Origin of the sequence: Achromobacter marplatensis (assembly GCF_002209535.1) — a bacterium.
GTDB classification, from domain to species: Bacteria; Pseudomonadota; Gammaproteobacteria; order Burkholderiales; family Burkholderiaceae_B; genus Achromobacter; species Achromobacter marplatensis.
Genome location: NZ_NJIG01000003.1, coordinates 165,687 through 177,929, shown reverse-complemented (window position 1 = coordinate 177,929; position 12,243 = coordinate 165,687). Strand labels below are relative to the sequence as shown.

General features: G+C 66.2%; 11 protein-coding genes. 9 read left to right on the top strand and 2 right to left on the bottom strand.

Features of this window, described 5'->3' with window-relative positions; all coding sequences use genetic code 11:
- Positions 1–12: 12 nt before the first annotated feature.
- From ubiU to CEY09_RS07800, 7 genes are all read left to right on the top strand, one after another.
- Positions 13–1,029: a ubiquinone anaerobic biosynthesis protein UbiU gene (ubiU, locus tag CEY09_RS07830; protein ID WP_006223236.1), complete on the top strand. Its 1,017-nt coding sequence runs from the start codon at positions 13–15 to the stop codon at positions 1,027–1,029.
- Positions 1,026–1,919: a U32 family peptidase gene (locus tag CEY09_RS07825; RefSeq protein ID WP_377785517.1), complete on the top strand. Its 894-nt coding sequence runs from the start codon at positions 1,026–1,028 to the stop codon at positions 1,917–1,919. Before ubiU ends, CEY09_RS07825 begins: the two co-directional genes overlap by 4 nt.
- Positions 1,916–2,353: a ubiquinone anaerobic biosynthesis accessory factor UbiT gene (gene ubiT, locus CEY09_RS07820; protein ID WP_088588204.1), complete on the top strand. Its 438-nt coding sequence runs from the start codon at positions 1,916–1,918 to the stop codon at positions 2,351–2,353. Before CEY09_RS07825 ends, ubiT begins: the two co-directional genes overlap by 4 nt.
- 151 nt (positions 2,354–2,504) lie before the next feature.
- Positions 2,505–3,857 (top strand): MFS transporter, encoded by a 1,353-nt coding sequence (locus tag CEY09_RS07815; protein WP_088588203.1) that lies wholly within the window; start codon positions 2,505–2,507, stop codon positions 3,855–3,857.
- Positions 3,854–4,873 carry a histone deacetylase family protein gene (locus CEY09_RS07810; protein WP_088588202.1) on the top strand — a complete coding sequence of 340 codons (1,020 nt, stop codon included), beginning with the start codon at positions 3,854–3,856 and terminating at the stop codon, positions 4,871–4,873. Before CEY09_RS07815 ends, CEY09_RS07810 begins: the two co-directional genes overlap by 4 nt.
- Before the next feature lie 67 nt (positions 4,874–4,940).
- Positions 4,941–5,912: a LysR family transcriptional regulator gene (locus CEY09_RS07805; RefSeq protein WP_088588201.1), complete on the top strand. Its 972-nt coding sequence runs from the start codon at positions 4,941–4,943 to the stop codon at positions 5,910–5,912.
- Positions 5,913–5,940: 28 nt separating this feature from the next.
- Entirely contained in the window at positions 5,941–6,342 is a 402-nt protein-coding gene (locus CEY09_RS07800) for a DUF1801 domain-containing protein (protein ID WP_088588200.1), read from the top strand.
- 11 nt (positions 6,343–6,353) lie between these two features.
- Here the strand turns inward: CEY09_RS07800 and CEY09_RS07795 are convergent, their stop codons facing one another.
- Both CEY09_RS07795 and CEY09_RS07790 read right to left on the bottom strand, forming a co-directional pair.
- Positions 6,354–8,513 (bottom strand): ABC transporter permease subunit, encoded by a 2,160-nt coding sequence (locus CEY09_RS07795; protein WP_088588536.1) that lies wholly within the window; start codon positions 8,511–8,513, stop codon positions 6,354–6,356.
- Positions 8,514–8,576: 63 nt separating this feature from the next.
- Complete coding sequence (locus CEY09_RS07790) at positions 8,577–9,599, bottom strand: amino acid ABC transporter substrate-binding protein (protein ID WP_088588199.1); 1,023 nt, start codon at positions 9,597–9,599, stop codon at positions 8,577–8,579.
- A 169-nt stretch (positions 9,600–9,768) separates the two neighbouring features.
- Here CEY09_RS07790 and CEY09_RS07785 point away from each other — a divergent pair, with 169 nt between their 5' ends.
- Positions 9,769–10,908, top strand: a complete 1,140-nt coding sequence (locus CEY09_RS07785) for an aminotransferase class V-fold PLP-dependent enzyme (RefSeq protein WP_088588198.1) — start codon at positions 9,769–9,771, stop codon at positions 10,906–10,908.
- 36 nt (positions 10,909–10,944) lie between these two features.
- Positions 10,945–12,240, top strand: coding sequence for an O-acetylhomoserine aminocarboxypropyltransferase/cysteine synthase family protein (locus CEY09_RS07780; RefSeq protein WP_006223226.1), 1,296 nt, complete (start codon positions 10,945–10,947; stop codon positions 12,238–12,240).
- The last annotated feature ends 3 nt before the right edge of the window (positions 12,241–12,243 follow it).

Below are 12,243 nucleotides of genomic sequence, written 5' to 3'. Positions count from 1 at the left end.
AGACTGGCCGGCATGCAAACTCGAACCTCTCCCATCGAGCTCGTGGCCCCGGCCGGCAGCCTCGCCGCCTTGAAAGCCGCCATTGAGGCGGGTGCCGACACCGTCTATCTCGGGCTCAAGAATGCGACCAACGCTCGCAATTTCGCCGGGCTCAACTTCACCGAAAACGACATCCGTGCAGGCGTCGAACTGGCGCATCGCAAGGGGCGTCAGGTGCTGTTCGCCATCAACACGTTCGTGCAGGCGGGCCGCGCGCAGGAATGGCGCGACGCGGTAGACGCCGCGCACGGGCTGGGCGCGGATGCGGTCATCATGGCCGACCCCGGGCTGCTGGCCTACGCCAGCGACCGCTATCCCGATTTGCGCCTGCATCTGTCCGTGCAGGGATCCGCCACGCATGCCGACGCCATTGAATTGATGAAAGAGCAATTCGGCATCCGCCGCGTGGTGCTGCCACGCGTTCTGACCCTGGCCGAAGTCGCGCGCATCTGTGCCAACGTCAGTGTGGAAGTCGAAGTCTTCGGCTTTGGCAGCCTGTGCGTCATGGCCGAAGGCCGGTGCCTGCTGTCGTCGTACGCCACCGGCGATTCGCCCAACAACAAGGGCGTCTGTTCGCCCGCGCACGCCGTGCGCTGGGTGGAAGAAAACGGCCGCATGGACGCGCGCCTGTCCGGCATTTTGATCGACCGCTACGAACCCGGCGAACCCGCCGCCTATCCCACCTTGTGCAAAGGCCGCTTCGAAATCGACGGGCAGGCCGACCATGCGTTGGAAGAACCGACCAGCCTGAACGCCATCGGCTTGTTGCCGCGCCTGGCCGAAATGGGCGTGTCCGCCATCAAGATCGAAGGCCGCCAGCGCAGCCCGGCCTATGTTACGCAAGTGGTGTCGACCTTGCGTGCGGCGCTGGACAGCGTGCATGCCGACGCCGCGCGCTTTTCGCCGCGACCCGAATGGAACGCCTTGCTGGCGCGCCACGCGGAAGGATCCCAAGTCACCCAAGGCGCATTTGAACGTCCATGGAAATGAAATCGAACGCATTCCAGATATCCGTCGGCCCGTTGCTGTATTACTGGCCGCGCCAGCGTACGCTGGACTTCTACGCCGACCTGGCCGACAGCGCGGCCGACATCCTCTATATCGGCGAAACGGTCTGTAGCCGACGCCACGAATTGCGGGCGGATGATTGGTTGGGCCTGGCGCGTGACCTTCGCGCCGCAGGCAAGACCGTGGTGCTGTCCGGGCGCACCCTGATCGAAACCGGGGCAGAGGCCCACGCGCTGAAGAAGCTTTGCGACCAGGATGACTTCATGGTCGAAGCGGGCGAACTGGGCGCCGTGCGGCACCTGGCAGGCCGTGCTTTCGTGGCGGGCCCGCACGTGAACGCCTATCACGGCGGCACGCTGCAATGGCTGGCAAGCCAGGGCGCGGTGCGCTTCGTGGCGCCGCTGGAAATGGACGGCGGCACGCTCGCACGGCTATTGGAAGAGCGGCCGGCAGACATGGCGGCCGAAGTGATGGTGTGGGGCCGTATGGCACTGGCCTTTTCCGCACGCTGCTTCACCGCGCGGCATTTTCGGCTGAAGAAGGACGATTGCGGGTTCCGCTGCATCGAACACCCAGATGGCTTGGACATGCGCACGCGCGAGTCGCGTGAATTCCTGGGCATCAACGGCATCCAGGTGCAGTCCGCCGCCTGCCTGGATTTGCTGGCGCAGGCGCCTCAACTGGCCCGCATGGGCGTCGACGTGCTGCGTGTCAGCCCGCAGTCGGCGGGCACGCTGGACGCCGTGGCCGCGCTGGACGCGACGCGTCGCGGCGGCACGCCCGCCGCCGTCGCGCCACCTGCGGGTATCGGACGGTGCAACGGCTATTACCACGGCCGCTCCGGCATCGAATTGCTGGAGGCCACTGCATGAGCGCGACCTGGAACCTGAACCCGCCGGCCCTATTCGCGCAGTTGGGCCGGCGTGTGCCCACGCCGGTGGTATCCCTGCACTTCGTGGCGGGATTGGAATTGGCAAGACGGCTCAAATGGCTGTCCCCGCCGCCGGAACTCGACGGCCGCAGTTTCGCCATCACCATCGAAGACCTGGGCCTGCGCAGTGCCTTTACGGTGCGCGACAGCGCGTTCCGGCCTGCGTGGAGCCGTGCACCATGTGAATTGGAACTGGGCGCGAAGCTGGCTGACCTGTTCCGTTTGATTCGGGCTGAGACCGACGCGGACACCTTGTTCTTCCAGCGCCGGCTGCGAATATCGGGCGATACCGAGCTGGGGCTGATCGTGAAGAACTGGCTGGATGCGGCACCGCGGCCGGCGTGGTTGCAGCGGATGAGCGGGGCCGCGGGCTAGCTGCAAGACGGCGGCGCGAAAATACGTGATAAGGGTTTTTACTCATTAGCCGAAGTAATTCGGCGGATAAGAAATAAGAATTTTTCTTATGGTTGGGCCAGGGCTATAACAGCGGGCTGATAGACCTCAACCTACCTTAAGAGAGATAAACATGAGGGGAAAACCTGCGACGGGGCACCAGCCGGTGCGCGCGTCCACCGCCGCTTTCGTCGGCACCATGATCGAGTGGTACGACTTCTACATCTATGCCACCGCCGCCGCGCTGGTGTTCGGCAAACTCTTTTTCCCGTCGGCCACGGGCTTCTACGGAACCCTGGCCGCCTTGGGCACGTTCGCGGTGGGCTTCTTCGCCCGGCCGTTGGGCGGCGCGATTTTCGGCCATATCGGCGACAAGATCGGCCGCAAGAAATCCCTGGTGATCACGCTGGTCATGATGGGCACGGTGACGGTGCTGATCGGCCTGTTGCCCACCTATGCATCCATCGGTTTCTGGGCGCCCGTGCTGCTGATCCTGCTGCGGATCGTGCAGGGAATTGCCGTGGGCGGCGAATGGGGCGGGGCGGTGCTGATGGCCGGCGAGCATTCGCCGGACAAGAGCAAGCGCACCTTCTTCGCGTCCTTCGCGCAATTGGGCAGCCCCGCCGGGCTGATCCTGTCGATGCTGATGTTCAAGCTGGTGACGGGCCTGGACGACGCGGCGTTCCTCAGCTGGGGATGGCGCGTGCCGTTCCTGTTTTCGGCGGTGCTGCTGGTCGTGGGTTTCGTGATCCGGCTAAGTGTCAACGAATCGCCGGACTTCCTGGCTGAAAAGCAGGCGCAGGCCGACCGCGCCAAGTCCGCCCCATCCCACAAACCGGCCAAGCCCGCCCAGGCGCCGCTTGCGCAGGTGTTGCGCGGTGCACCCCGTCTGCTGGCGCTGGCCGTCGGCGCCAACGTGCTGGGCATTGCCGGCTTCTACTTCACCAACACGTTCATGATTGCCTACACGACGCAGTACGTCGGGCTGAACCGGGCGGTGATCCTGGATTGCCTGCTGGTTGTGTCGATCATGCAGTTCTTCATCACGCCGCTGGCCGCCTACATCGCCAGTCGCGTTGGCAACCTGCGCTTCCTGGGCGCGATGGCATTCGTGTCGATGTTCACGCCTTACGCCATGTTCAACCTGGTCGACCAGGGCTCGCTTACCAGTATTACGCTGGGCGTGGGGGTGGCGGTACTCTTCATGGGCGCCTATTACGCGGTGATCGCGGGCTACGTCAGCGACAGCTTTCCGACGAGCATCCGCTACACCGGCATCTCGATGGCTTATCAGCTGTCGGGCGCGATCTTCGGTGGTTTGACGCCCTTGCTGGGCACCGTGCTGGCCGAGAACTTCAAAGGCCAGTGGTGGCCGCTGGCGTTGCTGTTTTCGGCGATTTCTTTGCTTTCCCTGGTTTCCGTCCTGCTGCTGGGCAATGTGGGCCAGCGCACCGAGCAATTCCAACTGAAGGATCAGCAAGCATGAAGGCATTTTTTCACGACGACCAGAAGCTGCACCATCCACAGACGTATTTTTCGCGCGGCAAGATGCGCACGCCCCAGGAAGTGCCGGCGCGTCTGGACGGCCTGGTGCAGGCGGCGCGCAAGCTGGGGTTCGACGTGCAGGCGCCGGCCGACCATGGGGCAGGCGCGTTGTCGGCCGTGCATTCCCTGGACTATCTGCAGTTCCTGCAAAGCGCCCATGAGGACTGGATGAAGCTGCCGGGCGACTGGGGCGGCGAAGTCGTCTCCAACGTGTTCGTGCGCGAACCCAACGCGCTGCGCGGCGTGCTGGCCAAGGCCGGCCGCTACCTGGCCGATGGCAGTTGCCCGGTAGGTCCGCAAACCTGGCAGTCGGCCTATTGGTCGGCGCAGTGCGCCGTCGCCGGGGCCGAGGCCGTGCTGGTGGGCGACCGCCACGCCTACGCGATCTGCCGGCCGCCCGGCCACCATGCGCGTCGTGACGCGGCTGGCGGGTTCTGCTATTTGAACAATGCCGCCATCGCCGCCCAGCGCTTGCGTTCGAAGTATCAGCGCGTGGCCATCCTGGATACCGACATGCACCACGGCCAGGGCATCCAGGAGATCTTCTACGAACGCAGCGATGTGCTCTACGTGTCGATCCACGGCGATCCCGAGAACTTCTATCCCGTGGTCGCGGGCTTCGAGGACGAACGCGGGGCGGGCGAGGGCTATGGCTACAACGTCAACCTGCCGATGCCGCACGGGTCGCCAGAATCGGTGTTCTTCGAACGCCTGGCTCAGGCGCGCCGCGCGATCGAACTGTTCCAGCCTGACGCGCTGGTGCTGTCGCTGGGTTTCGATATTTTCGAGAAAGACCCCCAAGCCATGGTCAGCGTCACGGAAGACGGCTTCGAGCGCCTGGGCCGCGAGGTGGGCAGCCTGCGGCTTCCGACCCTGATCGTGCAGGAAGGCGGCTACTATATCGAAGGGTTGGAATCCAACGCGTCGCGGTTTTTTGCGGGGCTGGCCGGCGTCTGAGCACTGGGACGCGGCGTCGCTTGCGTGGGTTCGATCCTGTCTTTTCCCGGACCCCGTACGCGACGCCATGCCCCAGCCGCCCGCCCGAAATCCCACCTCATTGCCGCTTGCGCCCGAGCGCATGGACTGGAACCTGCTGCGCACCTTCATGTTCGTGGTGCAGGAACGCGGGGTCGGCCGCGCCGCGCAGGCGCTGCATCTGAGCCAACCCGCGGTCAGCCAGGCGCTCAAGCGGCTGGAAGACGCGGTGGGCGGCATGTTGCTGCATCGCCGCAATGGCGAATTCCGGCTGACCGGCCTGGGCGACGAGGTCTACGCGATCGCCCGGGACATGTACGGCACCATGGCGCGCATCGAAAATGCCGCTATCCAGGACAAGGCCGAAATCGCGGGCACGTTGCGCTTGCTGGTGATGAGCAAGGTGCAAAGCCCGGCCTACGACGACTTCCTGGCGCAGTTTCATCGGCGCTACCCGAAGATCGAATTCCATATGGACGTGCTGCCCAGCGCGGCCATCCTGGACGCGCTGACCAAACGCGTGCCCGCACTGGGCATCTGCCTGTGCCGCAAACCCGTCGAGGGACTGGAACGGCGCCTGTTCCTGCGCCACCACTACGCCGTCGTCTGCGGGCGCCATCATCCGCTGTTCTCCAAGCAGCGGGTCAGCATCGAAGACCTGATGGATCAGAACTTCGTGTGCTTCGCCAGCGACCAGATCGGCGACACGTTGTCGCCGCTGACCATCTTCCGGGACCAGCAGGGTTTCACCGGCCGGATCGTCGGCACCTCGTCCAACATCGAAGAGGTTCGGCGCATGGTGGTGGCCGGCATCGGGCTGAGCTTCCTGCCGGAACACCTGATCCGCCAGGATGTGGTCAACGGTGAACTGCGGCGGCTGCCGCCGGCCGAATCCGTGGCCGAGATGGACGTGTTCCTGACCTGGCACAAGCAGCGCAAGCTGACCGCGGCGGAGGCGGCGTATCTCAGCGCCTTCGACCGATTTCTGAACCGCACGCCGCTCGGTTCGCGGGCGGGCTGATTCCATCCCGACGAGGAGGGCGACAGGCATGGCAACAAAGACCAGCAAGGCAGCCGGCGCGGAGCAGGACGCTACCGCTTCCGAGAAGATCGACGCCAGGATCCGCGAACTGGACGACTGGCGCGGCGACGCGCTGGCCCAGGTCAGAAAGTGGATCAAGCAGGCCGTCCCGGACGTGGCCGAAACCTGGAAATGGCGCGGGGTGCCGGTATGGGAGCATGGCGGCATCCTCTGCACGGGCGAAACCTACAAGGCGGCGGTGAAGCTGACCTTCGCCAAGGGAGCGGCGCTGGCCGATCCGGCGGGGCTGTTCAACGCCAGCCTGGAGGGCAACACGCGCCGCGCCATCGACATCCATGAAGGCGACGACATCGATGAAAAGGCGTTCAAGGCATTGATCAAGGCCGCCGCGGCGTTGAACAAGGGCTGAGTCGGCGCATTCTAGGCGGCGCGGGCCTCCATCCGCCGCGCAACCTTCGACAACGCCAGGCTGGCCGCGAAGTACAGTAGCGCCACCGCCAGATAGACTTCGACGTGGTAGGGCCGCCATTCGGTTCCGGCGACCACCGCCTTGGCCGCGCCCAGCACATCGAACACGCCGATGATGCTGACCAGGGATGTGTCTTTGACGGCGCCCACGAAGACGCCCAGCGCGGCCGGCGCGGCAATGCGGCGGGCCTGCGGCCAGATGACCGAGGCATAGGCCGGGGCGGGGCGCATGCCCAGCGCCCGCGCCGCCATCATCTGGCCAGGCGGGATGGCTTGCAACGCGCCGCGCAGCACTTCGGCCAGCAGGCAAGCCGTGTGCAGTGTCAGCGCGGCCAGCGCCATGCTGAACTTCGAGACCCCGCCGCCCAGCAGCATGGGCAGCACAAAGGATGCGAACAGCAGTTGCGTCACCAGCGGAACGCCGCGCACGGCTTCAATCAGGCCGGCGGCAGCGAGCGAACCTGCGCGACTGCCGGAGCGGCGTAGCAGGGCCAGCGCAAAGGCCAGCGGCACGGCGGCGGCCAAGGCGGCGATGGCCAGGATCAACGTCACCAGCAAGCCGCCCCAGCGCTGCGGGCCGATCAGGGCGCCGCCCCACGGCCAACCAGTCAGGGCGCTGATGACGATCAGCAACAGGATGGCCAGCGCTGCGGCGCGCGCGCGGGCGGGCAGGCGGCGCGCGCCCAGCGTCAAGCCGATTCCGCCCAGCAGCGCCGCGCAGGCGATGAAGGCCGGGTAGCGGTCGGCGGGCGACATGGTGCCGAAGAAGAGCAGCGGCAGGTTTTCCCCCACGGCGGCCCAGCAGGCGCCGGCAGCGTTGGCGCAGGCCGCAGGGTCGCCCAGCCAGACGGCCCGCAACACGGCCCAGTCCAGCATTGTCCAGGCCACCGCGGCCAGCAGCACGGCCAACACCGTCGACAGGACTTTGCCGCGCCACGGATGCGGGTTGCTTCCCGTTGCGCGCCACAAGGGGCGGTCGCTCAGTCGCGCGCCGTGCGTGTCGCCAGGGCCGTGCCGGGTATTGCGCGCGTTCCAGGCCGACAGGCCCCCGCCCAGCACCAGCGCCAGCGTCAGATAGACCGCTACGGCCAATGCAATGCCCTCCAGCGCCAGGCCGGTCTGGGTGATGGCGGTGTTGATGACGGCCATCAATTCCTGGTAGCCGATCGCGATCGCCAGCGTGCTGTTCTTCACCAGTGCCAGGCACTGGTTTGCGTAGGGGGGCAGGGCGACGCGCGTGGCGTAGGGGGCGATCACCAGCCGCAGCACGCCCCAAGGCGCGAGGCCCATTGCCTGGCCCGCCTCGACCAGCCCGACGGGCACCGCGCGGACCGAGGCGCGCACGATGTCGGCGATGTAGGCCGCATGAAAGACGACCAAACCGATCAGCAGCGCCGCGAATTCGATGCTGGGCTGCCAGCCGCCTTGCAGCCCCAAGCCGCGTTTGACCGGCAGGTCTACCTGCATGGCGGGCAGCAAGGCCCAGGCCAAGGCGGCGACGGCCAATGCGGCGAGTGCCGCGCCGTTGCCCCAGCGGCGCCTGGCACGCCAGGCCAGCGCCACGGCAAGCAGCAGGACGGCGGCATACGGCAGCCAGCCCTGCACGGCGGGCAGCGCCAACCCACGGTTGGACAGCAGCACGGAAGGCAGCGGCGACCACGCTTGCCGCAGGTCCGGCAGCCGCAGCAGCAAGCCGTACCAGACGAACAGTTGCAGCAGCACCGGCGTGTTGCGCAGCGGCGCGATGATGGCGGCGGCGCAGCGCGCGGTCAAGGCATGGGACGACAGGCGCATGAGGCCCAGCGCGATGCCCAACGCGGTCGCAAGCGGAATGGCCACGGCCGCCACGGTAAGTGTATTGACCAGGCCGGCCGCGATGGACATCCAGTAAGGATCGTCGGGCGAGACGGCGAGCAGGCTTTCCGAAATGCGAAAGCCCGCGGATTGGAACAGGAAGCCGAATCCGCCCTGGATGCCGCGCGCCGTCTGTACGGATTCAATGTGCAGCAGCAGCACGGCGGCCATGCCGCCCAGCGCCAGGATCCAGGCTACCGACGGCAGCCAGCGGCGCAGCGGGCCAGGAGGGGGGAAGGGAAGGGTCGTTGCAGTCATGATGGCCGGTGCCAATGCAAAAGGCGGGCCAAAGGCCCGCCTGCCGCGTTCAGGGGATCACACTCACTGGAACGGCGGCGAATACAGCAGGCCGCCCTGGTTCCACTGCGCGTTCAGGCCGCGGTCCAGCTTCAGCGGCGTGGCCGCGCCCAGGTTGCGGTCCCACACTTCGCCGTAGTTGCCCACGGCCTTGATGGCGTTCTTCGCCCAGCTTTCGTCCAGGCCGAAGCTCTTGCCGATGCCCGGCTCCACGCCCAGCAGGCGGCGCACTTGCGCGTCGGTGCTTTGCGTCTGGCTGTCGGCATTCTTCGCCGTGATGCCTAGCTCTTCGGCGGCGACCAGCGCGTTGACGGTCCAGCGCACGATGGCGGCCCAGTTGGCGTCATCCTGCCGCACGAACGGACCCAGCGGCGATTTGTTGATGCGCTCGGGCAAGATCACGAAGTCGTCGGGCTTGCCGGCCCGCGCGGCGCGGCTGGCAGCCAACGTCGAGGCGTCCGACAGATAGACGTCGCAACGGCCCGCATAGAAAGCCTGCTCCAGTTCCACCAGGTTCTCGATCACCACCGGGCGGTACGTGAGCTTTTGCTTCTTGAAGTAGTCGACCAGGTTCTGTTCGTTGACCGTGCCGGGCTGCACGCAGACCTGCGCGCCATCCAGTTCGGTGGCGCTTTTCACGCCCAGCTTGCGCGGCACCAGGAAGCCCTGGCCGTCATAGAAGACGATGCCGGCGGACACGATGCCCAGACCCGCGTCGCGGCTGGACGTGATGGTCGTGTTGCGGTTCAGCACGTCGATCTCGCCCGACTGCAGCGCCGGGAAGCGCTGCTGCGAACTCAGCGGGACGAAGCGCGTTTTCTCGGGGTCACCCAACACGGCGGCGGCCAGCGCACGGCACAGGTCCGCGTCCAGGCCCGTCCAGCGGCCTTGCTTGTCGGCAATGGAAAGCCCCGCCGAACCCTGGCTGACGCCGCACACCAGTTCGCCGCGCTTCTTGATGGTGTCCACCGTGCCGGCGTGCGCCGCGCCGGCAATCGTCAGCGCCGCGGCGACGCCCGCCGCCTTGAAGAGTTGAGTCAATCGCATGCCGTTCCCGTATTGTGTGTATGCAAGAAAGGCATGAATTCTATGGGGCCGACGGCGTTTTTCGAGCGACTATATGGTCATATGAATATAAGAACTTAGCCTTATCCAGATTCGCGTCATATACCTAGAATTCCGGCATACCAAGTTGCATTCACACGGAAGGTCGCGCATGAGCTGGCAGGACGAATTCAGGCAGTTGTTTCCCATCACGCGTGACAAGGCCTACGCCAACATCGCCTACACCAGCCCGCTGTCGCCCAAGGTGGCGGACGCCGTCGCGGCCTTCTTCGATGGCATCACGCACGCCCGCAGCGACAAGCCGCAATGGCTGCGCGATGCCGATGCGCTGCGTGTGCGCCTGGCCCGCCTGATCGGCGGAGAGGCGCGCCGGCTGGCCTTCACCAAGAACACCACCGAAGGCTTGAACACCGTTGCGCAAGGCCTGGCCTGGCAGGACGGCGACAACCTGATCGTGGACGACCAGGAACATCCCACCAACGCCTTGCCCTGGCTGAACCTGCGTCGCCGCGGCGTGCAGGTGCGGGTGGCGCAAGCTCAATCGCACCGCTACACGGTCGATGATCTGTGGCAGCACGTGGACGCCCGCACCCGCCTGATTGCGGTGTCTTGGGTGCAGTACGGCACGGGCTTGCGCACCGACATCGCCGAACTGGGCCGCCGCTGCGCGGAACGCGGCATATGGCTGGTGGTCGACGGCATCCAGGGCGCGGGCTTGTTGCGCGCCCACGTCGATGAATGGCGTGTGGACGCCTTCGCTTGCGGTGCGCACAAGGGCTTGCTGGGCCCGCTGGGTGTGGGGCTGCTGCATGTGTCGCCCAAGCTGCTGGACGCGCTGGATCCGCTGTACATCGGCCCGTCGGGCGTGACCACGCTGGACAAGACCGGCCTGCAATGGCAGGTGGGCGTGTCCGATGCGGGCGATGCCCGGCGGCTGGAAACCGGCAACCTCAACTATCCCGGCATCGCCGGCTGGGCCGGCGCTTTGGACCTGATCGAAGGCGCGCAACCCGAGCGCATCGAACCCTGGGTCCTGGAACTGTCGCAAGCGCTCAGCGAGGGCTTGCGCGCATTGGGCGCGCACGTGGTGTCGCCGCCCGACGCCGCGCTGCGCAGCACCACCACGGCATTGCGCGTGGCCGATCCCGCCGCCGCCTTGGCCCATTTGAGCCAAGCGGGCGTGGTGGCCAGCGTAGTGGAGTATGGTTACGTGCGCTTGTCCGTCGGCGCCTATAACAATCATGCAGACGTTGAACGCATCTTGCGCGCCGCGCGCGCGCTTGCCGTCTGATCTGAATCATCAATAACGCATCTCCTGGAGAGACACATGACTGAACCGAAGAAGCCCAACTGGCGCCTGGAAACCGTTGCCGTGCATGGCGGCTACCGCCCCGATCCGACGACGCGCGCCGTTGCCGTGCCCATCTATCAGACGGTTGCCTACGCGTTCGACGATACGCAGCATGGCGCCGACCTGTTCGACCTGAAGGTGCCGGGCAACATCTATACCCGCATCATGAACCCCACGACCGACGTGCTGGAACAGCGCGTGGCGGCGCTGGAAGGCGGCATCGCCGCGCTGGCGCTGGCCTCGGGCCAGGCCGCGGTCACTTACGCCATCCTGACCATTGCCGAAGCGGGCGACAACATCGTCTCGTCCAGCACGCTGTACGGCGGCACCTACAACCTGTTCGCGCACACGCTGCCGCAGTACGGCATCACCACGCGCTTTGCCAACCCCAGCGATCTGGCCGCTTTTGAAGCGCAGATCGATGACCGCACCAAGGCCATCTTCGCGGAATCGGTCGGCAACCCACTGGGCAACATCACCGACATCGCCGCGCTGGCCGACGTGGCCCACCGCCACGGCCTGCCGCTGATCGTAGACAACACCGTACCGTCGCCGTACCTCCTGCGCCCGATCGAGCACGGCGCGGACATCGTGGTGCAGTCGTTGACCAAGTACCTGGGCGGCCACGGCACCAGCCTGGGCGGCGCCATCATCGACTCCGGCAAGTTCCCGTGGGCCGAACACAAGGCGCGCTTCAAGCGCCTGAACGAACCCGACGTCAGCTACCACGGCGTGGTCTACACCGAAGCCTTCGGCGCCGCTGCCTACATCGGCCGTGCGCGTGTCGTGCCGCTGCGCAACACGGGCGCGGCGATCTCGCCGTTCAACTCGTTCCAGATCCTGCAAGGCATTGAAACGCTGGCGCTGCGGGTGGACCGCATCGTCGAGAACGCCGTCAAGGTCGCCAACTTCCTGCGCGAGCATCCGAAGGTGGAATGGGTGAACTACGCCGGCCTGCCGGATCACCCCGACCACGCGTTGGCGAAGAAGTATCTGGGCGGCAAGGTCCCGGGCCTGTTCACGTTTGGCGTGAAGGGCGGCCGCGACGCCGGTGCGCGCTTCCAGGATGCCCTGCAGCTGTTCACGCGTCTGGTCAACATCGGTGACTCCAAGTCGCTGGCCACGCACCCCGCCTCCACCACGCACCGCCAGCTGAATCCCGAAGAGCTGCAAAAGGCCGGCGTGCGGGAAGAGACGGTCCGCCTGTCTATCGGCATCGAACACATCGATGACCTGATCGCCGACCTGGAACAGGCGCTGGCGCAGGTGTAATGC

Excerpts from the sequence above, each read along its gene's own strand:
- CEY09_RS07805 (WP_088588201.1), top strand. The coding sequence starts at position 4,941 with ATGCCCCAGCCGCCCGCCCGAAATCCCACCTCATTGCCGCTTGCGCCC.
- CEY09_RS07780 (WP_006223226.1), top strand. The coding sequence starts at position 10,945 with ATGACTGAACCGAAGAAGCCCAACTGGCGCCTGGAAACCGTTGCCGTG.
- CEY09_RS07825 (WP_377785517.1), top strand. The coding sequence starts at position 1,026 with ATGAAATCGAACGCATTCCAGATATCCGTCGGCCCGTTGCTGTATTAC.
- ubiU (WP_006223236.1), top strand. The coding sequence starts at position 13 with ATGCAAACTCGAACCTCTCCCATCGAGCTCGTGGCCCCGGCCGGCAGC.
- ubiT (WP_088588204.1), top strand. The coding sequence starts at position 1,916 with ATGAGCGCGACCTGGAACCTGAACCCGCCGGCCCTATTCGCGCAGTTG.
- CEY09_RS07795 (WP_088588536.1), bottom strand. The coding sequence starts at position 8,513 with ATGACTGCAACGACCCTTCCCTTCCCCCCTCCTGGCCCGCTGCGCCGC.
- CEY09_RS07815 (WP_088588203.1), top strand. The coding sequence starts at position 2,505 with ATGAGGGGAAAACCTGCGACGGGGCACCAGCCGGTGCGCGCGTCCACC.
- CEY09_RS07800 (WP_088588200.1), top strand. The coding sequence starts at position 5,941 with ATGGCAACAAAGACCAGCAAGGCAGCCGGCGCGGAGCAGGACGCTACC.
- CEY09_RS07790 (WP_088588199.1), bottom strand. The coding sequence starts at position 9,599 with ATGCGATTGACTCAACTCTTCAAGGCGGCGGGCGTCGCCGCGGCGCTG.
- CEY09_RS07810 (WP_088588202.1), top strand. The coding sequence starts at position 3,854 with ATGAAGGCATTTTTTCACGACGACCAGAAGCTGCACCATCCACAGACG.
- CEY09_RS07785 (WP_088588198.1), top strand. The coding sequence starts at position 9,769 with ATGAGCTGGCAGGACGAATTCAGGCAGTTGTTTCCCATCACGCGTGAC.